General features: G+C 36.8%; 21 protein-coding genes. 16 read left to right on the forward strand and 5 right to left on the reverse strand.

The annotated features are described in order from the left end of the window. Positions 1-313 precede the first annotated feature (313 nt). The 16 genes from G3341_RS01990 to G3341_RS02065 all read left to right on the forward strand — a co-directional run bounded on the left by G3341_RS01990 (position 314) and on the right by G3341_RS02065 (position 17,811). On the forward strand, positions 314-895 hold the full coding sequence (locus tag G3341_RS01990) for a fimbrial protein (RefSeq protein WP_154623775.1): 582 nt from the start codon (positions 314-316) through the stop codon (positions 893-895). Positions 896-978: 83 nt separating this feature from the next. Further along, positions 979-3,471 (forward strand): fimbria/pilus outer membrane usher protein, encoded by a 2,493-nt coding sequence (locus G3341_RS01995; RefSeq protein ID WP_163860578.1) that lies wholly within the window; start codon positions 979-981, stop codon positions 3,469-3,471. A 33-nt stretch (positions 3,472-3,504) separates the two neighbouring features. Beyond that, a complete protein-coding gene (locus tag G3341_RS02000; RefSeq protein ID WP_163860579.1) occupies positions 3,505-4,242 on the forward strand; it encodes a fimbria/pilus periplasmic chaperone in 738 nt (245 codons plus the stop codon). A gap of 9 nt (positions 4,243-4,251) precedes the next feature. Next, positions 4,252-4,746: a fimbrial protein gene (locus tag G3341_RS02005; protein WP_230085856.1), complete on the forward strand. Its 495-nt coding sequence runs from the start codon at positions 4,252-4,254 to the stop codon at positions 4,744-4,746. Positions 4,747-4,757: 11 nt separating this feature from the next. Further along, entirely contained in the window at positions 4,758-5,252 is a 495-nt protein-coding gene (locus tag G3341_RS02010) for a fimbrial protein (RefSeq protein WP_154623778.1), read from the forward strand. After that, complete coding sequence (locus tag G3341_RS02015; protein ID WP_163860580.1) at positions 5,252-5,785, forward strand: fimbrial protein; 534 nt, start codon at positions 5,252-5,254, stop codon at positions 5,783-5,785. The genes G3341_RS02010 and G3341_RS02015 overlap by 1 nt, the downstream gene beginning before the upstream one ends. 71 nt (positions 5,786-5,856) lie before the next feature. Continuing rightward, complete coding sequence (locus tag G3341_RS02020; protein ID WP_163860581.1) at positions 5,857-6,717, forward strand: hypothetical protein; 861 nt, start codon at positions 5,857-5,859, stop codon at positions 6,715-6,717. A 1,968-nt stretch (positions 6,718-8,685) separates the two neighbouring features. Next, the gene (locus tag G3341_RS02025; protein WP_163860582.1) at positions 8,686-9,237 is read left to right on the forward strand and encodes a fimbrial protein; all 552 of its coding nucleotides are present in this window, start codon (positions 8,686-8,688) and stop codon (positions 9,235-9,237) included. A 71-nt stretch (positions 9,238-9,308) separates the two neighbouring features. Further along, the gene (locus G3341_RS02030; RefSeq protein ID WP_163860583.1) at positions 9,309-10,055 is read left to right on the forward strand and encodes a fimbrial biogenesis chaperone; all 747 of its coding nucleotides are present in this window, start codon (positions 9,309-9,311) and stop codon (positions 10,053-10,055) included. Further along, positions 10,030-10,611, forward strand: coding sequence for a fimbrial protein (locus G3341_RS02035; protein ID WP_163860584.1), 582 nt, complete (start codon positions 10,030-10,032; stop codon positions 10,609-10,611). The genes G3341_RS02030 and G3341_RS02035 overlap by 26 nt, the downstream gene beginning before the upstream one ends. A 16-nt stretch (positions 10,612-10,627) precedes the next feature. Continuing rightward, positions 10,628-11,191 carry a fimbrial protein gene (locus G3341_RS02040; RefSeq protein WP_163860585.1) on the forward strand — a complete coding sequence of 188 codons (564 nt, stop codon included), beginning with the start codon at positions 10,628-10,630 and terminating at the stop codon, positions 11,189-11,191. 10 nt (positions 11,192-11,201) lie between these two features. Then, complete coding sequence (locus G3341_RS02045) at positions 11,202-11,924, forward strand: fimbrial biogenesis chaperone (protein WP_163860586.1); 723 nt, start codon at positions 11,202-11,204, stop codon at positions 11,922-11,924. Positions 11,925-12,017: 93 nt separating this feature from the next. Further along, positions 12,018-14,573: a fimbria/pilus outer membrane usher protein gene (locus tag G3341_RS02050; protein ID WP_163860587.1), complete on the forward strand. Its 2,556-nt coding sequence runs from the start codon at positions 12,018-12,020 to the stop codon at positions 14,571-14,573. Positions 14,574-14,631: 58 nt separating this feature from the next. After that, positions 14,632-15,840 (forward strand): hypothetical protein, encoded by a 1,209-nt coding sequence (locus tag G3341_RS02055; protein WP_163860588.1) that lies wholly within the window; start codon positions 14,632-14,634, stop codon positions 15,838-15,840. A 39-nt stretch (positions 15,841-15,879) separates the two neighbouring features. Beyond that, a complete protein-coding gene (locus G3341_RS02060) occupies positions 15,880-16,656 on the forward strand; it encodes a fimbrial biogenesis chaperone (RefSeq protein ID WP_163860589.1) in 777 nt (258 codons plus the stop codon). Between the two features lie 102 nt (positions 16,657-16,758). Beyond that, positions 16,759-17,811: an isoaspartyl peptidase/L-asparaginase family protein gene (locus G3341_RS02065; RefSeq protein WP_163860590.1), complete on the forward strand. Its 1,053-nt coding sequence runs from the start codon at positions 16,759-16,761 to the stop codon at positions 17,809-17,811. A gap of 83 nt (positions 17,812-17,894) precedes the next feature. Here G3341_RS02065 and G3341_RS02070 read toward each other — a convergent pair whose 3' ends face one another. The 5 genes from G3341_RS02070 to G3341_RS02090 all read right to left on the reverse strand — a co-directional run bounded on the left by G3341_RS02070 (position 17,895) and on the right by G3341_RS02090 (position 23,626). After that, the gene (locus G3341_RS02070; RefSeq protein WP_154635631.1) at positions 17,895-18,374 is read right to left on the reverse strand and encodes a FidL-like protein; all 480 of its coding nucleotides are present in this window, start codon (positions 18,372-18,374) and stop codon (positions 17,895-17,897) included. After that, positions 18,375-19,355, reverse strand: a complete 981-nt coding sequence (locus G3341_RS02075) for a winged helix-turn-helix domain-containing protein (protein ID WP_154621983.1) — start codon at positions 19,353-19,355, stop codon at positions 18,375-18,377. It lies immediately after the preceding gene. Between the two features lie 478 nt (positions 19,356-19,833). After that, positions 19,834-21,840 (reverse strand): TonB-dependent receptor plug domain-containing protein, encoded by a 2,007-nt coding sequence (locus tag G3341_RS02080; protein ID WP_163860591.1) that lies wholly within the window; start codon positions 21,838-21,840, stop codon positions 19,834-19,836. Between the two features lie 125 nt (positions 21,841-21,965). Further along, complete coding sequence (gene modD / locus G3341_RS02085) at positions 21,966-22,811, reverse strand: ModD protein (protein WP_154621795.1); 846 nt, start codon at positions 22,809-22,811, stop codon at positions 21,966-21,968. After that, positions 22,808-23,626 (reverse strand): class I SAM-dependent methyltransferase, encoded by an 819-nt coding sequence (locus G3341_RS02090; protein ID WP_163860592.1) that lies wholly within the window; start codon positions 23,624-23,626, stop codon positions 22,808-22,810. Before G3341_RS02090 ends, modD begins: the two co-directional genes overlap by 4 nt. Between the last annotated feature and the right edge of the window lie 6 nt (positions 23,627-23,632).

Raw genomic sequence — 23,632 nt, forward strand, 5'->3', positions numbered from 1 at the left:
TGTTTGAGTTTTGTGGAATATATATTGATTATTTACTTCAACGTTGAAAAAGGTTGGAGAAAAAAGGATTTTACCTCATTAAATATTCCATGTTTAAAGTAACAAATTGAATATTTCAATTTTTTCTTTTTATAAAAATAAATTAAATGAATTAATTTATTTATTTTAAAAAAATCTCTTCCTAAAAGGTTCTAGTGGAATAAGGAAATTTTCACTAATGCTAATTCTAATCGAAAATGCGCTTATGGGTTCATTTCTTTAGAGTTTATCGGGATAGAGAATGCTACTTCCTACATATCTAAAGGAAATCTTTATGAAATTTAATAAATTAGCGGTAAGTTTGGCATTAGGTTTAACTATGGGTGTTTCTATGACTGCGATGGCAGATGATCCTGCTCCAGTTGAAAGCTCACAAGGTAAAATTCAATTCACTGGTTTCATCAATGATGTACCTTGTTCAATTGATGATGATAACCTGAATCAAACTGTTCGTTTTGGTGAAATCGCATTGCACGAATTAACATCTGGTAAGTTCCGTTCAGATAGCCGTCCATTTGATATCGTGCTGAAAAATTGCTCAACTGAAACGTACAAAAACGCAAAAATCACCTTTACGGGTGGAACAATTTCTGGTTTCACAGGCTTTACCGGTGAATTACTTGGTTTAGGTAAAGTACAGAACGCGGGTATTGTTATCACTGATGGTGGAAGCAAAATCGTTGAGTTCGGTAAACCATTCCCAGGTACTGGTAATGGCTATGACCTAAATAACGGTGATGGTTCAGAAACAACTCTGCATTTCGAAGCTTATGTGAAAGGTAACGAAGATCCTAATAACAAAGCAACAACAGGTCGTTTCGATACTGTTGCTAACTTCAAAATCATTTATCAATAAGACTTAATGTGTCCAACATATGGCGTATTTGCGCCATATGTTGATGACCTTATTTTATCTATTCTTATTAGTGGGTTAGTTAAATGAAAAGCATGAAATTAAATGTAATAACAAAAATAATGCTTTTGATGCTAATTCCAACGATAGTTTGGTCTGAAGAGGCTATCGACTTTAATACGGATTTTCTAGATGGTGAGGGAACTGAAAATATAGATTTCAGTAAGTTTTCTCATGCCAATTATGTTCCCCCTGGTGATTATTCTTTAGATCTTGAAGTTAATAACACGAAAATAATTGCTGAACAGCCAGTCATTTTTTTTAATCCTAATTACGATAAGAAAGTCTCTTTGGCTTGTATTACGCCAGAAATATATCCACTGCTAGGATTGAAAGAGGAGTGGGAAAATAAAATTCAATGGCTGAAAGATGGGCAATGTTTAGATATTCGTAGCATCCCTGAAATGAGTTTTCAGGGGGATTTAGCTAAAAACACGTTAAAAATTAAAATACCGCAAGCATATATGGAGTACCAAGATGCAAGCTGGGATCCCCCTACACGTTGGGATGATGGTATTTTAGGCGCTTTTCTTGACTATAACGCAACAGGCCGTTTGGTCAAAGAGCAAAAAGGCAATGGGAAGGGAACGCAAACAGGTATCACTGCTACAGGGACTATGGGCGCCAATATCGGCCCATGGCGTTTCAGAGCGGATTGGCAATCACAAAACGGAGAGCTCAATAAACGTAGCCAATCATGGGCTTGGAACCAACTCTATGCTTACCGTGCAATTCGTTCACTCAGTGCTCGTTTAACTCTCGGTGAACAATATCTATCCTCAACCTTGTTTGATAGTTTTCGCTATCTCGGGGTGAGTTTAGAAACGGATGAATCAATGTTCCCGCCTCGCTTACAGGGTTATGCACCTGAAATAGCAGGGGTAGCAAAAACTAACGCCACCGTTATCGTTAAACAAGATGGCCGTATTATTTATCAAACAGAAGTGAGTCCTGGGCCATTCCGTATCCAAGACGTTAACTCGTTTGGTGGCGGTACCATGGATGTGACTATTCAAGAGCAGGATGGAAGTGTCACGAGCTATAAAGTGGAAACATCAAAACTGGGGACTTTGACTCGCCCAGGACAACTTATTTATCAATTCGTCTTGGGAAAACCGACCAAAGACGAACATAATACGCAAGGCCCTGAGTTTAGTTTAGGTTCGTTATCTTGGGGGGCGACAAATAATACAACAATTTATGGTGGCTTATTAGCTTCTTCAGAATATCAAAACGTAGCGATTGGTTTTGGTCGTGACTTTGCGCCGTTTGGTGTGTTATCGGGGAACATCAATATCTCTCGGGCGCAAATGGGCAATATTGATAATAATCGTACGTTAAGTGGTAACTCTTATAACATTACCTACTCCAAACAGTTCGATGAAATTAATAGCCAAATTACGTTTGCTGGTTACCGCTTTTCTGAAAGAAACTATATGAGCATGCCTCAGTTTATTGATCGTCGTTATAACGGCGATACGATAGATAGCGGTAAAGAGTTGTATACCATTATTTTTGGTACAGCGCTTCCTGACTATAACACGAACCTGTATTTAAACTATTCACACCAAACTTATTGGAACCGTCCTTCATCGAATCAATATAATATGACGGTATCTAATTATTTCGATATTGGTAAGATGAAAAACGTCAGTTTAAGTTTGACTGCTTATCGAACTAAAAGCCGTGAAACGACTGATGATGGTGTGTACGTTAACTTAAATATTCCATTAGAAAATAACGATTCGAGTATCAGTTATTCTGGCTCTTATTCCAGAGGTACGCACAGTAATAATGTTAACTACTTTAGTCGAATTGATAACAGGCAAAGTTATAACATTTCCGCGGGAACATGGGATAAAGATAAGCTCACCACTTCAGGTATGTATACTTACGAAGGGGATGCGACGCAATTAAATGCGAGTGGTACTTATATTCAAGATGAACAAAGTGCACTATCTATGCAAATTAAGGGAGGGATGACAATCACTCCTGAAGGTGGAGCATTGCATAGAAACAACTCAGTAAGTGGTGGTTCACGTATTTTAATTGATACCAATGGGATTGAAGGTGTTCCAATACATAATTCTGTTACGCCGGTAAGAACAAACAAATACGGTAAAGCCGTTATTACCAGTGTGATGGATTATAACCGTAACAACCTAAAAATTGATTTAGATAAATTGCCTGATAATGCAGAAGCGGTACAGTCAACTCAGTATGCAACATTAACGGAAGGCGCCATTGGTTACCGAAAATTTAATGTGATAGAAGGTCAAAAAATATTAGCGACCATTACATTAGCTGATAATAGTTACCCTCCTTTTGGGGCATCGGTCACCAACAAATCCAATAAGGAAGTTGGGATTGTATCTGATAAAGGGTTTGTATACTTAGCGGGCATTAATCCTCTTGAGTCACTTGACGTTCTTTGGGGAGACGATACTCGCTGCCATATTCAATTACCCGAAAAAATAGATGGAACCATGGCAAATGTTATGTTGTTGCCATGTAAATAATGAAAAATAGATTTTACGGTCAATGGTGAAAATATGTATTTATCAAAAATTATACCGATATTAACTGCAATAACTGCGTCATTATTTGTACAATCTGCTTATTCAGCAATTGCATTGGATAGAACTCGTGTTATCTATAATGAGGGAGAAAAGTCTGTCAGCATTGTTTTAACAAATGAAAATAAAAATAACCCTTATTTAGCACAAGCATGGATTGAGAATGAAAAAGACGAGAAGGTGAATTCTCCTTTCATTGTGACACCTCCTGTACATCGTATTGAAGCCGATGCGAAAAGTCAGATTAAAGTACAATCGGTACCCGCTATTTCACAGTTGCCCCAAGACCGTGAAAGTGTCTATTACTTGAACGTTAGAGAAATTCCTCCTCGTAGCGATAAACCTAATGTTTTGCAAATTGCCTTACAAACAAAAATTAAACTTTTTTATCGTCCGAAAGACATTGTTAAAAAAGAAAGAATGGAAATTATTCCTCAAGAGAATGAGATAAAAATTGTTAAGCAAGGCCAAAACTATGTAGTGAAAAACCCTTCTCCATTCTTTATGTCTATTACCCGATTGAAAAAAGGGAATAGCGACGTTGATAAATTTGAACCGATTATGGTTCCCCCTAAGGGAGAAATGGCATTAGGCAGTAGCGCTGGCGATATTGGGATGTCCCCGACCCTGGTTTATCTTAATGACTTTGGTGGCACCGTTGATTTGAAATTTACTTGTAATGCTAGTCAATGCTCTGTGGTACCTAGAAAATAAGGTTATAACATGATGATGTCTATTAAATATTTTACACGGTTATTACTGCTAGGGCTTATTTTCCATACGCCTTATACCTTAGGTTTTTCAGGGTATTTATTTGTGGAAGTGAGAGGTGAAGTTTTAGCAAAACCCTGTTCAATTAATAATGGACGCGCCATTGAGGTTGACTTTGGTGATGTTATGACGACACGTATCGAAGGCGACCTCTATAAACAACCTTTAGAGTATGAAGTGAGTTGTGTTGGTGGTGGAAAGCCGAATTTAACGTTGTTTGTTGATGGTACCCCTTCCACTTTTGACCAACGTTCTTTAAAGACAGATGTTGATGGTTTAGCGGTGCTGTTTAAAGCGGGTACGGAAGACTTACCTATTAAGAAAAAACGCCCTTTTAATTTAGATACTCCGCCTAAATTATTTGCTGTTTTGGTAAAACAAAGTGGTGTTAATTTGCCTGCACGTAAATTTACAGCCAATGCAACGCTTAAAGTTGAATACCAATAAGGGCGAAATATATGCAAAAGGTAAAAGAATTAGTGTATGCCGTGCTCTGCCTATTCATTGTGTCTCACCATGCGACCGCAAAAGATGGCGAAGCAGATATACGCATTAAAGGTAATTTGATCACACCTCCACCCTGCAAGATTGATAACGGTAAAGAAATCGAAGTTGATTTTGGTAATGTACCCGTTAAGTCGATTCAAGGAAAAGAGCAAAAACGACAGGTTAATTACCAAATTGAGTGTGGTGAAAACAAAAATAACTGGGCAATGTACTTAACGCTTAATGGCGTGAAAAGTAAGTTCGATATTAATGGATTAAATACTGGTATTGATAATTTAGCAGTGAAATTTCAATTAGCAGATCAAGAATTGGAACTCGGTAAAAAATATTTAATTAATCCTAGCTCACCAGGAGTATTGTGGGCGGTGTTAATTCGTAATGGAAACAATGAACTTGCTACAGGTAACTTTATTGCTAATGGTTCATTAGTTGTGGAGTATCAGTAATGTTGAAAAAATGGCTAGCTTATACCTGTATTATCTTCATGAGTAGTTGGTCCGCATTTTCTCTGGCGAATGATCTTAAAGTAAAAGGCACTTTAGTGAATGCTCCTTGTACTATCGCCCCTGAAGATAAGAATGTTGAAATTAATTTTGGTGATATCAGGCTATTAGATATCTATGAGCGTGGTTTTGAGTTCTCCAAGAAAGAGTTAATACTGGTTATTTCTGAATGTGATTTAAGTATTGCGCAAAAATTAAAAGTTAAATTTATTGGTACTCCACATCACCAGTTAGCAGGTTTTTTATCACTTGATGGTAGTGATACAAATCCTGGCTTAGGCATTGGCTTTGAGACGGTTGATGGGAAACCTGTATTACTTAATGAAAATACTGATTTAATACTAATTGAGAAAAATGGCCGCAATGAGTTGAAATTCAATACCTTTTTAAAGGCAAGCCAAGACGCCATCAACAATAAATCAATTAAACCTGGTCGTTTTTCGGCCGCTGCAACATTTTTAATACAATACGAATAGGCAGATAAACCATTTTACATCCTAAGTCATGCCTTATTTTTATCACTAACTTGTTTTATGGGAAGAGAGTTATGTTCAAGATAATTGCTAATTTTGGAGTCGGGCTATTACTAGCACTTTCTTCTTCAGCAATGGTTTATGCATCAACTTATTTTTCGTATGTAGAAGAGGTTGAAAGTCATAGTAAAACCGAAAATACCTACCATTATGTGATTGAAAATTGGAAGGTAAGTTCTCCTTATGAGCCTAATCCGTGCAAAACGATATTAGGTAGCAATGCGAGAGGGTGTTATTTCTCGATTAACCACTTACATGCAGCCCCTTCAAAAGGGGGAACGGCGAGTCGTATTGACTGGTCTTGCTCAATAAATTTTATTAACTATACCTCGATGGCCGCAATTATTAGGGATGCCCAATCTCAATGTGGTTTAGCATTTCCAAAAAGTGGTAAAACTCGCCATAGTGGGCCCATAACAACAGAAGAGTGTGTCGGTATATTTGTTGCGACAACAGACAAAAAAGGCGGAGCAACGATGCTACCTGGTGGTGTCTGTGGGATTGTACCGCCACCAGCAGGAAAATGCGCATTTAAATATATCAATAATCAACAGTTAGTCTTAGATCACGGGGCATTAAATCCGGATGAGCTGAATGGTAATCAAAAAAATAGTTGGTTTTCGGTAATGTGCAACAAAGATATGGCGATTAAAATTATGTCTAACATGGACGGCGACTACGTTAATTTACGTCCCGATGGTTCATTAAAATCGCATATTACCTTAAATGGCTCACCAGCATCAGCTGGAGTGGTTTATAACATGCAGGCCAATATGGAAACGCCTGTCTTTACTGAGTCAACATTAATCACTCATGGCGAAGTCAAACCGGGCAAATTCAGCGGGCGCATTACATTAGTTATGGTTGTACCATAATCATTTGTGGCTATTGTCTATTTCCCTATTATTGAAATGCTTCAATTCAGTGTTCTCTAAGCGTTCACGAAACATTCTCTGAGGGAAATGATTGAAATGTTAGCGTGTTTGGTTTTGGTTATCATCTTGTAGCCAAAACCAAGCTGCTTTTCTTATTTAGCTTAATGAGTTTGAACAATCGGTATTTAAAATTGACAGCGAAATATGCGATTAACTCGTTCCATAAAGTTATTTTATGGTGATGTATTGGGTTTGACATCATTCTTTGATTATTTTACAACAACCGAGTAAAGCAATAACGACCCATGCATTACCCTTACTTACATGAGTTTGTTTCAGTCATCTTTAGCTTATTTTTATGATTGCGCATACGACTTTTTCTCATCTTGCTATTTTCCTCTGAGACTCTTCTCATCTTTTACATCATTTATTTCTGTACCACCACCATACATTATTCTTCAATCCCCTCCACTGTTGTCATCCTTTTAACAATCTATATCTTCGAGTGCGTGCCTGAATCCGTTAGTTTTAAAATAGTAACGGGTATGAGCTTCCGTAAAACCACATTTTTATCACCCACTCTGTCATTTGAGAGGGTGAAAATCTCATTATCGCTGTTTCATTTTAGCTCGTGATCTAATACGAGAAAAAACACTTGTATTAGCTTAAATGCAAAGTATTCATTGGGTATTAGGCTTTATACATGGCCATTTATATCGTGATAATAAGCTAATGAAATGGAATATAATAAAATATGAATATTGGGTGATTGAGCGTTATTCCTTACCACGTGTTGTTTTTCTGACGCGTATATTGAGAATTTGAAAATCGAAAGAGTGTGAATAAAGTAAGTTTTGTGGTGTGAATGTTAATTAACCTATTGATTTATTAATGATAAAGTTAAGCCTCTATATTATATGTAATCTGATATACATCAACTTATGCTATAAAAAATAAATAAATGTTATGTTTTAGGTTAAATGTTAATTAAGAGTTTTCTGACCTAAGTTTTTTCGTATAGTTTTATATTCTAAAATTTAAGTGTTTTTATCGCCTCAAATTCTTTTTGTGGCCTACATTTTGGTTTTTTTTAATGAGAATGTCGTTGTATATAGTTTTATTTATAATGAAATAACTTTAAATAAATTGACATAGATCAAAACATTTATAAATTTTTTTATTCTATAAAGATAAATTGCTCTAATTATTTTTGCATAAAAAAAATATCTTTAGCTTTGGTTGGATGAAAATTTTGTTTGTTGTCTTGTTTTTGTTTTTAAATTCTAATTGTAATTCTTTATTTGTGTTTTTTTGACAAGGAATATTGATTGAGTAATATTGAAATCAGTCGGGGAGATATTTGAAGGTTTCCTCATATTTAAAATGGTTATTATATTACGACGCTGGGCTATAAAACTAGGAAAGAAGATTCTAGGAAGATTTAATACTTATAGATTCTAGTGCATTGACATATAAAAGGTATTCCTAACATGAGCTGTCTTTCCGTTATTGGGATTTATCTTTGCCAGAAAAGTAGTTAATGAGTTAACTAATTATGTTAGCTAGAAAGTCGATATACTATTCATAGAATAGTTATGCTATTCATGTATAGAAATAGTGAACTTAGTTATCTCATTAGATAAGTCTTATCGGTTTATTGATATATCCCTTAAAAGATAGATGCATATATAAGATGTCATGATTGCTTACAGCATACTTATCAATGCATAAAGGGAAATGTTAGTGTCTTTTTTTATAATCAGATTCTCTTAGTAATTTGATTTTCAAAAAAGGGATTAAAAGGATTTTTTACCCCAAAACGTTAGCTTTTAGGCTAACGAACGTTTATTCAAATTTATATTCAACATTATTAGGAAAGGATCTACAAGGATGTAATGAATTTAAATTTGAACATTGACAACAATGTGTCTTTCACTACTACATGATATAAATACAGAGGTATTTAAAATGTTATTCAACAAAAAATTAGCAGTTCTAGCAGTATTAGCAAGTTCAATGGTAGCTGGTTCTGCACTCGCAGATGATGGTAAAAAAGGAACTGAAGTAACGTTTAAAGCACAACTGCGTGCGGCTTCTTGTGACGTAACTTCTACAACTAAAGGCTCAGTAATTGACTGGGGTGTTTTTACAGTTGATCAAGCTGCTGGTAAAGGCGTTAAAGATACTTTAGGTGATGTTAAAGAGTTTAACTTAGTTCTGACTAACTGTTCAAAAGATGGTTCTGACACCACTATGAGCGTTTATGCTCAAGGTCAAGAAGCAACAGGTTTCCCTGAGCTATTTGCTAACAAAGATGCTAAATCTTTAGCCGTTAAATTAGAATCAGGCGCTACTCCAATTCTGCCAAATACGGATTCAGCGGTAACTTTAGCTGAAGGCGTAAAAGCTAACGACGGTGCAACTATTCCAATGAAAGCTTCTCTGCTGTTAACTAAAGCAGATGGCGTTGCTCCAGACGTTTTACAAGTTCCAGTTACTTTCACTGTATCTTATAACTAATAAATTTAGTTAATTGTTAAAGAGGCTTATTTTAAGCCTCTTATTAAGATTTTTATATATGAGATAAGATAATGCAAACAATAGAAACTAAAAAAAATAGACTAAGTAAAGTAGGTGGTTTTAAGCAAAATCTTTTAATTCTACTGTTTTCATTAACTTCTATTTCAGCTTATTCCGCAGGTGGTGGTGTTGGATTAAACTCGACACGCATTATTTATAATCAAGGTGAGAAGAGTGCTTCTATTGGTGCTAGAAATAATACTGACATTAATTACTTAGCAAAATTTATGGTGAATAAATCACCTGATGGTTTAAAGGGAGATGCACCATTTACGGTGACTCCTCCATTGGTTAAGGTTGATAGCGGTAAAACTCAAGAAGTTAAAATTTATGGGCAAACACATAATTTGCCAACGGATAGAGAATCAATTTTTTATTTTAGCGCAACGATGATCCCAGCGACTAATGGGCCAGTGAATGGTGCAGCGCTCAATATTGGCTATAACAATGTCATTAAATTGTTTTATCGTCCTGGAAAATTACCGGTTTCTCCGAAAGAAGCACATGAACAATTAAAGATAGAGTCTAGCGCTACAGGAATAACAGTAGTGAATAACTCCCCTTATTACATCTCATTGAGTAATTTAAGCGTGAACGGTGTTAAGGTTGATATGAGTATGAAAAAACGTAATACCATGATTTCACCTTATGATTCATTTAGTTATATCACTCCTGCGAATGGTCGTAAAGGCGTTGCAAAATGGACTGTTATTAATGATTTGGGAGGTGAAGATGTTTATCACGGACAAGTTCACTAAATCATTAATAAGTGTAGGGAGTACGCTGTTATTTGCCATGCTGACCTTTGGTTATACGATTCAGAGTGTTCAAGCCGTTGAAATGAAGGTTATTGGTAAGGTGATTAAAGGTACTTGCGTTGTTGACGTCGATAGTATGGAAGTTAAATTTAATCAACCTATTTTTATTCCTGAAGTAAAAGAAGATATTAACGATAAAACTTTTTTAAAGCCATTTTCGTTAAAATATAACTGTTCTGGGTTTGATTTATCAACAGGAACAGCTCCATATTTAATGAAAATTACAGCGAGTACGGGAACTTCAATAGATACAAGTAACAAAATTTACCCAACAACAAACAATACAAAAGCCGCTTTTGTATTGAAAAAATGTGATGATAGCAAGGCGAATTGTAATATTGTCGATATTAATGGTGGTGGGGTTGTTCCTTTTCAAGTTACGGAAAATGCAAGTTTAGAAAGTCATTTTGAAGTTAGTGTTGTTCAACTCGGAGCCAGTAAGCCAACGCCTGGAGAATTAGTTGCTGCGGTTGATATTACATTGCTTCAACCATAATAAAAAGGAATAAATAATGAAAGCTTTAAGTTTTTTAATCGGTGGAAGCTTATTTTTATTTAGCAGTATTCTTAATAATTCTCAGGCTAGAAATGATGGCTTACATGATTTTACCTTTAATCTTACTATTCCTAAGAATACCTGTGATATTAACATTGAAGGAACATCTGCGAATGAAGTGGATTTTGGTAATATCCCGATGAATAAATTTAAAGATGATGTTCCTAAAGGTAATTTAAAGCTGCCATTTAAAGTTACGGTTCTAAACTGTAAAACTAAAAATTATGATGGAGCTTATATTACGTTAACTGGTAATTATAAAGAGGAGCAAAATGGCTTCTTGGATGATGTAGGAAAAACATTTGCGATTAGAATATCGAGTAAAGATAATGCAACACAAGATGATCCTGATTTTATTACCGATAAAAATAACAAGTTATTCCCTAAGATAGAGAGTACAACTTTATCAAGAACTTTTTATGCCTATGTTATGTGTCAAACGGGTGCAACAGAGTGTGCGGATGATGTTAACACGGGTAATTTTAAAGCGACACTGACCTTGACCTATATTTCTGATTAAGAGAAATAATATGTTATTTCGATTTCTAATAGTAATCTTTACTTCTTTTGTAACATGTGTTGTCAATGCGGATGGCGTGTCATTAAATCAAAGTCGTATTGTCTTTTCACAGAAAGATAAAAGTCAAGTATTACAAATACATAATGGTACCTCATCGCCAGTTTTAGCGCAGCTTACTGTTTTAGAAGAGGTTGATGGTAAGGCGGTTGATAATTTTATTTTGACTCCACCTCTATTTAGAGTTGATGCAAAGAGTGAATTTGCATCAAGAGTTTTACCCAATAATATTGTATCTTTACCTGAAGATAGGGAATCCATATTTTATTTAAAAGCAAGGGTGATTCCTGCCATAAATAAAACAGAAGAAAAAGATAAACCTAGTTTGGTTTTTGTAACGGCATTTGTTATTAAATTAATTTACCGACCAGACGTAATTAGTGCTCCAGGATTGATGGATTATAAAAAAGTTAATTTAGTCAGGAAAAATGGTAAGTGGGAGTTCCAAAACGTAACACCATATTACATGACTGTGGTTGGTTTAAGTATAGATGGGAGTGTAGAGCAAAACTCATTGCTATTAAAACCATTTAGCAGCTATGAGATAAATAAGAATATTAAAGATCCATCAAGTGTCAGTTGGTATTTTTTAAATGATTTTGGTTCAACAACAGAAAAACAACTAATTAAAAAAGAAACTGAAATAGCGAAAGACTCAACAGTTAAGGATAAATAGGGTCATAGCTAATACTAGGTACATATATAACACTTTAATATCCAATTAAATGTTGATGTGAAACTAATATAAAGATGAATAAAGGCTATAGAAATGGACAACAAATTATTTAAAACAAGCTTATTATCTTCATTGATATGTCTATCTCTATATTCTTATGGTGATGACTATTTTGACCCTAGTATGTTAGAAAGCCAATTGGGGGTTGATCCTAGCCAATTAGATCTTTCTCAGTTTAGTCGTTCTAATAGCATTCCTGCCGGTGATTATCATGCCGATCTTGAAGTTAATAGAAATAGCTTGGGGGATAAACTATTAACATTTTCGCCAAATAAGCAAGGAGATGTTGTCCTTGTTGTCACCCCTGCTTTATTAGAAGAATGGGGTGTCAATGTTAAAGCTATTCCAAGTTTAAAGGCTCTTGAGCCGAATACTAAAATTTTAAATATTGGCGAATATATTAAAGACGCTTCTGTTATTACGGATATGTCTAAATTAACAGTACGTGTTGAAATTCCTCAAATTGCTATGTTGGAAAAATCACGGGGCTATATTGATCCTAAATTATTAGATGATGGTGTATCAGCACTATTCCTTAACTACTTTATTAGTGGTAATAAAAGCCGTAATGATTCTGGCTATTCTGGCGTCAATAACTCAGACAATATTTTTGCGACTATCGCTAGTGGTTTAAATATAGGTGCATGGCGGCTACGCTCAAATATGTCTTATTCCCGTAGTAGTGGTGATTATGGCTCCCAATCTTCAACGAATTTTAATAACACCTATATGATGCGAGCAATACACTCTATTCGCTCTACATTTATGGTAGGGGAGATTACTACTGGGAGTGATGTTTTTGACAGTATCCCTTTCAAAGGGATAAAGCTGACATCTAATGAAGATATGCTACCAAGTAGCCAGCGTGGTTTTGCCCCTGAAATTAATGGAATAGCGTCATCGAATGCACGCGTCACTATTCGGCAGAATGGTTATATTGTTTATCAAACCTATGTGTCCCCTGGTGCATTTAAATTAAAAGATGTGTATGCGACAGGAAATGCGGGTGACCTCGATGTTACTGTAACGGAAGAAAACGGAACTGAAAAAACATTTACCGTGGCTTACTCATCCCTACCTGTCATGTTGCGTCCAGGAAGCTATAAATATGAAACAAGTGTAGGTCGTTTTAATGGCGGTTATACAAAAACATCCAGAGAATCAGATTTTTTCTTAGGCTCTTATATTTATGGTTTACCCACCAATGCCACGCTATATGGCGGTTTATTGATGGCGAAAAACTATTTCTCTGTTGCTGGAGGGGTGGGAATATCATTAGGTTCGTTTGGTGCATTATCTGCGGATGTAACGCATGCAACGGCAAATATGGATGGTGCATTAGGTGATAAATCCGGCCAATCTTATCGTATTCGTTATTCTAAAAGTATGACGACAACAGGAACCTCAATAGATTTAACGGCGTTACGTTATTCGACGCGTTCGTATTTTAGTTTCTCTGACTTTAATACTTATGACCATCGGTTAAAAGATGATGTCGCACCATGGTTAAATCAACGTCAACGTGCGAGCTTCACTACATCTATCTCTCAATCATTAGGTAAATACGGCAGTATTTTCTTATCTGGAAGTATTTCTGATTATTGGGATATTAACCGTGAAGTACGCCAAGTTGCATTTGGTTATAATGGGAGTTTCAGAGAAATTAACTACTCGATTCGTTATAGCATTGACCGAGTGAAAGGTGAATCTGCTTGGCCGGAAAACCGTCAAATTTCCATTAATGTCAATGTCCCATTTAGTCTCTTTTCGAACCATGAAATGGCAAGAAATATGAGTAGCAGCTATATGTTTACTCAAGATAATAACCATAGAATGACGAATCAACTCGCGGTCAATGGTAGCGTTTTAGACAATAAATTGTCATATGGCATTTCCCAAGGATATGAAAATAAAGGGGGGGGTAACACAGGCTCAGTGAATGCTAGTTACTCTGGTTCTAAAGGAAGTGTTTCCGCAGGTTATAGTTACAGTAAAGATAATCGAAGCATGAATGCAAGCGTGAGTGGCGGTGCATTGATTCACTCTGGTGGGGTATTACTTGGAAGGCCAGTGAGTAGCAGTATGGCAATTATTGAAGCTGATGGAGCCGCGGGAGCTGAAGTTGGAAGTAAGGATACGGTGATTAATAGCTCTGGTTATGCGTTATATCCTTATACCTCACCATACAATGCCAATATTATTAATATGGATGTAAACACGTTGCCTAACGATGTCATGCTCAAAGAAACAAGTAAAACGATTTATCCGACCGAGGGTTCAATTGTTAAGGTGAAGTTTGATACCAAACTCGGTTTGCAAGCCATTATTAATTTAAAAACGCCATCAGGTACACCGATTCCATTTGGAGCGGTGGCGGTTTTAGAAGAGCTTAATGTAACAGATGTAAATACGGGAATTGTTGGTGATAACAATCAAGTGTTTATGAGCGGGTTGCCGGCAAATGGTAAGCTAAATGTTAGCTGGGGTAGTAATAACAGCCAACGCTGTACTGCCACTTTCTCAGGATTAGATACATTAAAAGTTAGTCAATCGCAACCCGTGCGTACAATCTCGGCCGTTTGCCAATAAACATATCATCGCAGAACTTGTATGTCATGCTGTATAAAAAATTATGGAAGGATGCAATATGGTCAGTGCTAAGTCTAAAATTTATCGAAAGCTCAGTGTGATGACGTTACTGATGGGCTTGTCCTCTGGTCAAGTGCATGCGGAGATGAATATCATTTTAGATGGATTGCTGGATTTAGATATACCGAAAGCCCCGAGTGATCCCTATCTTGTTGAAGCCCGTTTAACCGGTAGAACCTACCTAAGTACTCAAGGAACCTATGGTAATCATGGTTTCTGGGATCAGGAATGGGCTCTTGTTGGTTTAACGAGCAGTGGTACTTATTGCCAAAAAGAAAACTCAGGATTTGTTGTCTCAATACCCGGTACCAATAAAAAAGGATTTGCATTAGATTTCTACCTTCCTGATGGAACAAAACCTTCAGGCGCAGAAGCTTGGATTATTCCAACAATTAACTACAATGTGAGTATTCTCGGGAGTGATGAAGAGTTTAATAGTCAATGGCGTAATTTAGAGCGTAATTATACAGGCACCTTTTTTAGGCCCACTCCTGGATTAGTCGATACTTATACCAGAGCAAATATCTGTATGTATCCATCAAGGGCCTATCAGCAAGCTTATGATACGACGCGGAAATATATCACATTTAATATCAGTGAGAAATTTGAGTTATATACCAACTTCCCAATGCGGCCCGGACGTTTTCAATTACAAAAAGTGGTATATGTACGCACTGATGGCCCTAGACTTACTCCGCATGGAGCCAAGGATTCCGAGCGTCTTCAATTTGAGACCAACATACGTGTGGTACGTATCTGTAAAATTAAAAATGTGACACAGTCAACTTTTGATATCGTGATGGGGCGTAATAACCAAGAAACACGAGAATCACGCTTCCAATATACTTGTACGGCTGATAATAAGCCTATTTATATTACAGCAATCCCTCGTGAAGGACGTGTGGATTCGAATAACCCAAGAAAACTGTGGTTCAATAAGGTTGATGGAACGGAACTTGATAACAGTAAGTCGCCTTGGTTACTCGCTCTCCCTTACAAAGATGGCGATGATTCTACGCTTTTATGCAGCAATGAAACTAATACTAAATTAATGAAATTTAATAATAGTGACCAAGCGGTTGGTCAGAATTCGGTATCAAATAAGGATGAAAGTCTCAACATTAAATGGGCGATTTGTGCAAATGATAATGTTGATCCAGGTAAATACCGTGCTCGTGTTGAAGTCGCTGTTTATACAAAAATTTAGCTTATACTAATAATTCAATAAATTAATGAAGGTTTACTGATGAAAAACTGGGCAAGTCTTTTGATAACGGGTTTCATGCTATCATTACTCTTCGGTGTCATGCCATCGTCTGCATCTGATTTCGAAAGTGCAAGTTCAGATACCCTTGTTTTTCCTTATGAGCGAAAAACCTTTATTGAAGGGGATAAAAGTGTCTCATTCCGTTTACGGAATGCAACAACTACAACACCCTATTTGGTGCAAGCGAGTATTGAAAAGTTAGATGAAGTGACAGGGGTAAACACCTTGGGTAAAGCGGATGATTTTCCGTTTATGATTACCCCTCCTTTACATAAACTAGAACCTGGCCAGCGTTATGATTGGCGAGTTATGTTTGTTGGTGATACAGCGAAAATGCCCAGTGACCGAGAAACGGTTTATATTGCAAAATTTAGAGCGATACCGCCATCAACACCAAACACAGAAGGTAGTCAAGACACGACCGAATTTGATGCCATTCAAGCATTGCATTTTAAAGTGTATTACCGCCCTAAAAGCATAAATAATCTGACACTTGAAGATGCACAAAAAAAATTAAGCTTTAGAAAAGAGGGCAATGAATTGGTTGTTATGAATAACTCTCCAATATATCTGGCATTTGATAGCGTCAGTGTAGGGGGAAGTAATATCGATAGCAATGAGTTATTCAAACCACTTAAACCTCTGAGTGAGCAACGCTTTAAATTACCAAAAACGATGAATGGCAACCAATTAAAATGGACTGTTTTAGATGAATTAGTGTTGCCAATGAAAGAACAAACAGGCACGCTGCAATAGCTTGCGATGAAAAATAAATGAGATATTCGTTTAGGGTAATGATGACTTACCCTAAATTGATAGGAATTTATTGCATCAAATAAGGTTAATAATAAATAACCTATGAAAAAATTAAATTTATTTAAATATATTTCAGGCTCTATTTTATTATCTGCCATTCTTCTGGCATTTCCATCAAGCGCTCAAAAAAATAACTTTCGTCTAGTGATCCACGGTGGGGCTGGGGATATTACAGAGCAACATATTACTATTGAGCAGAAAAAAGCGCACGAAGAAAAACTGACAGAAGCTTTGCAAGCGGGATACGGTATCCTTGCTCAAGGCGGCGACAGTGTTGATGCCGTACAGGCAGCGGTGATCGTCATGGAAGACTCACCACTTTATAATGCAGGTAAAGGAGCCTCTTTAACGACAGATAATAAAGTGGAATTAGATGCTTCTATTATGGATGGGCGAACTCGGAAAGCAGGTGCTGTCGCGGGGATGTCGAATGTTAAAAACCCCATCATGGCAGCTTACAAGGTCATGACTAAAACGCCTTATGTGATGATGGGCGGGGTTGGCGCTGAACAATTTGCTAAGTCTGAAGGGCTTGATATTGTAGATCCCACTTATTTTATGACTGAACAACGCGTTGAACAGTTAAATAAAGTCAAAGAAATTAGCCGTAAAATCGATCATGAGAAAGGCGCGAATGCCGCTTTATTTGTTGATCCGCTGATGTACGATTACAAATATGGAACGGTAGGCGCTGTGGCTATTGATACTCGAGGGAACTTAGCTTCCGCCACATCGACTGGCGGTAGTACCAATAAACATTATGGCCGTATTGGCGATTCACCCATTATTGGTGCAGGCACGTATGCGGATAATAAGACAATAGCGATCTCTACAACGGGGCTAGGTGAAGTTTTTATGCGTTCTGTGGCTGCTTATGATGTCGCCGCACAAATTCAATACCAAGGCATCCCATTATCTGAAGCGGGTATGAATACCTTAAATACGGTGCGCAACCTAGGTGGAACGGGGGGCCTTATCGCAATAGATAAAAATGGCAACTTTATTATGCAATTTAATACCAAAGGCATGTTTAGAGGAACAATTGCAGAAGATGGAATTCCTCAAGTGGCTATTTTTAATTCTAATAGCCATTGATTAGCCACCGCACAACCAGTTTTGAATAGTTTTCCATGTTGGCGATTTGCCTACTTAAAACAGCAATGTTAGTAGGCTTTTTTTTATTTATCTGCATAACAGGTGAACGATGAATAAGCTTCATCTTTAATAATATAAATATTATCATTCATTTTTGTCACATTAATGTAATAATTTATTTTCTCTTCTTCTAATTGAATGAAGTTAGCGAAGAGGGCTTGAGGGACGTTATCTGAGCTGGTAATAGATAATGTTTTAAAACGAATAGAGTAATTGTTTTTTTTATCAATCGATTGGTAATTAAAATAGAGCGCTCTATCAAGGCGATAGAAAACATTATTCTCTTTGACATAACCATACATATTCATTCTTCCCATATTATCACTGGTAACCAGAATACTTGTTTTTGATTTTAGCATTAGCCCGTCATCAGTACCGTTATCTTTTATCCAGAGAATATCAGAGTGACAAAGATTTACGTCATCACTCTCAGTGTGCAGGGCAAATGATGTTATTAACACTAAAGTGAAAGAAAATAAAAGCAATAAAATGTATTTTTTCATTTAAATTCTCTGATCATTAATTGATACGCAGTCGTATTGAGTATTTTTTTCCTTACAGATACTAATGGATATGTTTTTATCAACAGGTTGGATGGTGTTTAGTTCTGAAAGTAAGATAACGCGTTTAGGTTCTTGGCAGTTAACATTGTATTTATCGAGTTTCTTGTTGACATAATCGATACTATCTTTTGTTGAACTTTCCACTAAATGAACAGGAACTTGTATTAAACATTTATCTCTCTCACTGACCGTAATATAGTCATTCTCTTTCATGCTCGCGTTAGAGCTTGTTATAAAATGAAAGGCAAAAGTTAATGAAACTGAGAAGAGAGCAATAAAAGCAACTACCATATAACTACTTTTTAACTTACTTTGTTTTCTTATTTTTTTTGTATCTTTTTGTTCTGTTAATGTTAATTCTAATGGTTCATGATGCTGTGTGTTCCTTGGGGGATATTCAGTCACAGGTGGCTGACTATCAATGGGATTAGTGAGCAATTCTTCGCGACTATGCTCAATATTTTGCTGAGGGGAAGGGTCTGACAATATATAATTATTTTTACTTAAAATAATGTTGTTGTCATTGTGAACCACCATTTCTTCCTGTAAAAGGTCAGAATTGTTTTCATTAGTGATTATTTCTAATGACTCACAATCAAAGCGAAAACCTTTTTTAGGAACAGTGATGATAGATTTAGGATCTAAGCCGATGAGTTCGAATTTTTTTCTTATCTCGCTAACATAAGTATTGAGATTATTGTTTGACCCTACAAGGCCATACTCCTCCCAAACATTAGTCAGTAATTCTTCTCTTGTGGCGATTTTTGCACGTTGATTAAGAGTGATGATTTCACTCAATAAGCGTGATGCAGGCTTTGATAACTCTACAAATTTATCGCTTTCATCTTTTAAGAAAACAATACTTTTGCTTGTCTCAAAGATAAATGTATCGTTAATCAGATAATCTTTGTTATTTGTCATAAACACGGTTTGCTCTCTCTAATTCTAACTCTAGAACAGAGAAATTATTATAATCAACTGAATCAGTTTATAATTTTTAGAAAAATTTAATTAATTTATATTTTTATAAATATTTTTAATGCATATAGTCTAAATACGGATTGAATTAACTTCAAGTATATAGAAGTGAGCTTTTTTGTATCTTGCTATCAAATATATTGATCTAAGTGATGTAATGGAGTTATGGTTTGTTTTTTTTATTATTTTTTAGTTTTATATTTTGTTGAGGTGCATTTTTTGTGTGTAAAAAACAATATATTTCTAAAATGTGGCTTTTGGTTAGTTAGCGGTCTTAAAAAAGGAGATTAATTGAGAGAAATCCTAAGTGATACTGCTTAATTATTAAATTGTTTTTGAAAATGTCAATTTAATAAAAATGATAAGTGCTTTTTTTTATTATTAGGCGAGAGGGAGAATATCTCGCCTAATTTAATTTTATTTAATAGTTGTATTCAATACCTAACCAGTAGTTACGCCCTTCTTCAATATACCCTTTTGTGTATTGGTATGATTTATCAAACAAATTGTTAATTGATAAATTTATAGATAAACCATGATTTAGATCATAATCCATGCGAATATCTGTTTTTGCAAAACCGTGAATTTTGTCATCTTTATCAATATAATTAAAAGCCCAGCTTCTTGCTTCTTCTGTTGCCGTGATACTGAGAGATTCATATGGGGTAAATTGCACCCAAGCAAAAGCTTTATGTGTTGGCAATTCCGCAACATGTTTCACACTTTTATGTTTGGGATCTGCATGAATATAGCTGTAATTTATGCCTACACTCATCCAATCGGTGATTTCTCCATGAGTGCCTAGATCAATACCAGCATAGTTAATTTTACCGCTATTACGATTTTGATATACGTCAGAACCTGCCACGCTATCATAATACATATGGTGTGCCATAATGGCGTCAGAGACATGATTATAATAGGCGCTAGCATTATAAAACCAAGTTGGTGTGATATGGCCTTTATAAGTGGCATCAAAGGTCAGCGCGCGTTCTGCATCAAGATGAGGGTTAATGATGAAGCTGTCATTATTTTTCATCTTGTTTTTAGTATAACGCTCTTTTTGTGTTGGGAAACGGCTCCGATCTGAAACCGAGAGCTGGACGGTGTCGCTATTTTCTAAGTGGTAACGAGCCATGAATTCCCAGTTAAAAGCCTGCTGGTGGTTATCTTCATAATTCTCAATGCCAGTCACTACATTCTTGTTATTGTATAAATAACGTTTTCCTTCATCACTGCGACGCCAGTCATAACTTATCCCACCAATAATATCGAGCTTATCCGTTGCGACCCATTGATATTCGGTGGCGATTGACCATGTTTGATCTTGATAGCGGTCATAAGGAACGACTTTATTGCTACGTGCGCGATGGGTATCTTCTTTCCAATGCGCCGCAAAAGATAACATGTCTAATTCACGTAACGTAAAGTCCACTCGCATATCAATACCATTACTGTAATCATCATAATGGCTGTAGTTGTACTTGCCGTCTTTATAGTCTTGAACGGATTTATATTGGTGCAGCGTATTTTTGAACTTATCGTGATAGAGTCGACTTTGTAAGGCAATATCACTGGTGAGTTGTGTGGTGCCATTAAAGTAAAGACTCTCTTTATTATATTCTGGCCATTGCCAAATTTGTTGTTTCTTATTATCTGCACTTGGCGCACTATTTTTATCACCATCTTGTTTTAAATAAGTCAGCACATATTCGTCAGTTTCACGTGGTGTCCAACCCATCTTTAGCGTTAGGCGTTTATCATCAGTTGCAGAGTTAGTGCGTCTCCCATGGCTCCCCGCCAACGGATTATTATCAGCGGAATGAGGTAATCCCATAAACCGTTGCTGATATTGACTACCGCTGACTTGAATAAAGCCAAGGTCGTTACGTCCACCCAAGCGGGCACTCATATTATGTGCATTATCTGCACCCCGAGCAAAACCTTGATTCAGGTTAATATTCACTTCAAGAGGTTTTTTCGGTGTTGCCGTTGTTAAGTTTATCGCGCCCCCCATCAAGTTTGGGCCTTGCAACAGAGATGTATACCCCGTGGATAACTCGACGCTTGCGAGTTCACTGGTCATAAAACGCCCGAGGTCTAATGTGCCATCATAGGGGACGTAGGTTGGGATGCCATCGAAAAAAACAGGTATTTGGCGACTGTCGAAGCCACGCACATTCACCTGAGTTTCATTACGATTACCTGATTTTTGAATCACAACGCCTGGCATGGTATTCAGGGCTTGTGCAACATTCGTTCGATTTAATTGTTGCATTTGCGATTGTGTAATGACATTCGCATCAGCAGCAAGAGGCGTACTCCAAACCGTCATGACATCACGGCTTGTTTGGTCTTCTGTGGCGGCGAAACTCGATGCTGTGAATAATGCCATCCCAATCAAATAGCTAATCTTTTTTATTTTCATAGTTAAATTCCAGTTGATTAAATGCAATGTATAACTTTTTATATAACGATATTGGTGTTTATTGATAAGCGAGATCATCCATCAAATTAGGTGGATGATGCTCTGGGTTTGTATGATTGCTAGGTTCACGCTACGGAAATTTTTACCTTAATGTCTCTCGGTGGGGCGTAGTAGGGAGCCGATGTGACAAATAAAGAAATGCCTGTTTGCGCATATTCTTCTATGGTTTGTAAATTGATGCCACCGGCCGCGGATAAACGGCACAAGCTGTTTTGTTTATAAATATCTTGCTGTAACTGGCGGATTTGTTGTGGCGTAAATTTATCTAATTGCACAATATCAGCCCCTGCTTGAATGGCTAGATTCGCTTGTTCGATATCATCCGCTTCAACAATAATCTGCTGTTCGGGCGCGGCAATTTTTAATGTATTAATATGTGCATGCCAGTCATTAGGTGCTGCGAGACAATTGCGATGATTGGTAAATAATAAAATACTTTCAGCACAGCCTGCTCGATGAATCATTGCGCCGCCTGCCAGTATTGCGGTGAGGGCAAATAATTTTGTTCCTGGTACGGTTTTTCTTGTGCAGGCTAATTGTGCATTGGGCTGGTGGTGCTTAAGTATAGAAACCATTTGGTGGGTGTAGTGGCTGACTCCGCAACACCATTCAAGTATATTTTGTACCGCTTTCCATCCTTGATGAAGGGCTTCTACAGCGCCTGTGGCCTTAATGAGGCCGCTATTCTCTGCAACGATTTCACCATCGCGAAAATAGCCTTGGCAATCAAGACCTAATTTCTTGAGCATTCGTAAGGCGATTTCAATACCACTAATACAACCACCTTGTGTAGAGGTAAACGTCATAGTACCTCGTTGGTTGTGTAGACCTAAAGAGCGTGTGGTTAAATCACCATACAGAATATCATCAAGGAGCAACTGATCGATTATGCTATCAGAGAGATATATCATAGTGTAAGACTCGCTTCATCGACCACGTCCCACGAAACCATCGCCCAATTACGTGAAGGATAAGGGATGCGTTTTCCTGAGCTGATTTGCTGTGCATAGTATTGATGTAATTTGGTTATCTCGTCAGTGGTTAAGTTTTTTAGTGACCAATTGACGCTATCGATAAAAGCATCGACACTCGCGAAGCCGCTATTATCGGAGCTATTGATAAAATCAACGCGAGCATTGATCCCCATCTGATGCAAGATATTAACCGCATAGATATAAGTTGGCAGGCGCACCACTTCACGACCAATAGAGTGAATGATATTTTCATCAATAAAGGTTGGGTTCACGGTATGGGTTGTGTAAACGCGTAAGTTGGCTTGGCGGTTAAGCTTCAGTAAAGCAGCTTTAAGGTCATCGACTAACGTTGAGCGTGATGCAATCGCGATATCGACTTTTGGTAAGTGAGTCCAATCGTCTTCCCATGCTAATTGTTCGAATTGCGCATTATTAATATTCAGCGCGCTAGCGCGTTCTCTGGCCGCGTCTAACATGCCTTGGCTGTAATCAATACCGATGACCGATGTCAATTGGTTTGCAAGGTTTAAACACACAGAACCGGGGCCACATCCAACATCGAGTAGTGTTTCTGCATCTGTAAAATCCATTAACTCACGAAAATGTATTAAATAAGGGTCGTGTGGATTTGCACAAGTTTGTGCCATTTTTGGGGCTTTTTTATCCCAATGTTCGGGTTCTTTACGTGAACGTTGTGCCTTTTGCATATGATCTTGATACATTTTGGCAAAATCTAATTGGTCAATAAGCATAACAGT

It is taken from the genome of Providencia vermicola (assembly GCF_010748935.1).
GTDB lineage: Bacteria > Pseudomonadota > Gammaproteobacteria > Enterobacterales > Enterobacteriaceae > Providencia > Providencia zhejiangensis.

Coding starts and splice junctions, on each gene's coding strand:
- G3341_RS01990 (WP_154623775.1), top strand. CDS start 314: ATGAAATTTAATAAATTAGCGGTAAGTTTGGCATTAGGTTTAACTATG.
- G3341_RS01995 (WP_163860578.1), top strand. CDS start 979: ATGAAAAGCATGAAATTAAATGTAATAACAAAAATAATGCTTTTGATG.
- G3341_RS02000 (WP_163860579.1), top strand. CDS start 3,505: ATGTATTTATCAAAAATTATACCGATATTAACTGCAATAACTGCGTCA.
- G3341_RS02005 (WP_230085856.1), top strand. CDS start 4,252: ATGATGATGTCTATTAAATATTTTACACGGTTATTACTGCTAGGGCTT.
- G3341_RS02010 (WP_154623778.1), top strand. CDS start 4,758: ATGCAAAAGGTAAAAGAATTAGTGTATGCCGTGCTCTGCCTATTCATT.
- G3341_RS02015 (WP_163860580.1), top strand. CDS start 5,252: ATGTTGAAAAAATGGCTAGCTTATACCTGTATTATCTTCATGAGTAGT.
- G3341_RS02020 (WP_163860581.1), top strand. CDS start 5,857: ATGTTCAAGATAATTGCTAATTTTGGAGTCGGGCTATTACTAGCACTT.
- G3341_RS02025 (WP_163860582.1), top strand. CDS start 8,686: ATGTTATTCAACAAAAAATTAGCAGTTCTAGCAGTATTAGCAAGTTCA.
- G3341_RS02030 (WP_163860583.1), top strand. CDS start 9,309: ATGCAAACAATAGAAACTAAAAAAAATAGACTAAGTAAAGTAGGTGGT.
- G3341_RS02035 (WP_163860584.1), top strand. CDS start 10,030: ATGTTTATCACGGACAAGTTCACTAAATCATTAATAAGTGTAGGGAGT.
- G3341_RS02040 (WP_163860585.1), top strand. CDS start 10,628: ATGAAAGCTTTAAGTTTTTTAATCGGTGGAAGCTTATTTTTATTTAGC.
- G3341_RS02045 (WP_163860586.1), top strand. CDS start 11,202: ATGTTATTTCGATTTCTAATAGTAATCTTTACTTCTTTTGTAACATGT.
- G3341_RS02050 (WP_163860587.1), top strand. CDS start 12,018: ATGGACAACAAATTATTTAAAACAAGCTTATTATCTTCATTGATATGT.
- G3341_RS02055 (WP_163860588.1), top strand. CDS start 14,632: ATGGTCAGTGCTAAGTCTAAAATTTATCGAAAGCTCAGTGTGATGACG.
- G3341_RS02060 (WP_163860589.1), top strand. CDS start 15,880: ATGAAAAACTGGGCAAGTCTTTTGATAACGGGTTTCATGCTATCATTA.
- G3341_RS02065 (WP_163860590.1), top strand. CDS start 16,759: ATGAAAAAATTAAATTTATTTAAATATATTTCAGGCTCTATTTTATTA.
- G3341_RS02070 (WP_154635631.1), bottom strand. CDS start 18,374: ATGAAAAAATACATTTTATTGCTTTTATTTTCTTTCACTTTAGTGTTA.
- G3341_RS02075 (WP_154621983.1), bottom strand. CDS start 19,355: ATGACAAATAACAAAGATTATCTGATTAACGATACATTTATCTTTGAG.
- G3341_RS02080 (WP_163860591.1), bottom strand. CDS start 21,840: ATGAAAATAAAAAAGATTAGCTATTTGATTGGGATGGCATTATTCACA.
- modD (WP_154621795.1), bottom strand. CDS start 22,811: ATGATATATCTCTCTGATAGCATAATCGATCAGTTGCTCCTTGATGAT.
- G3341_RS02090 (WP_163860592.1), bottom strand. CDS start 23,626: ATGCTTATTGACCAATTAGATTTTGCCAAAATGTATCAAGATCATATG.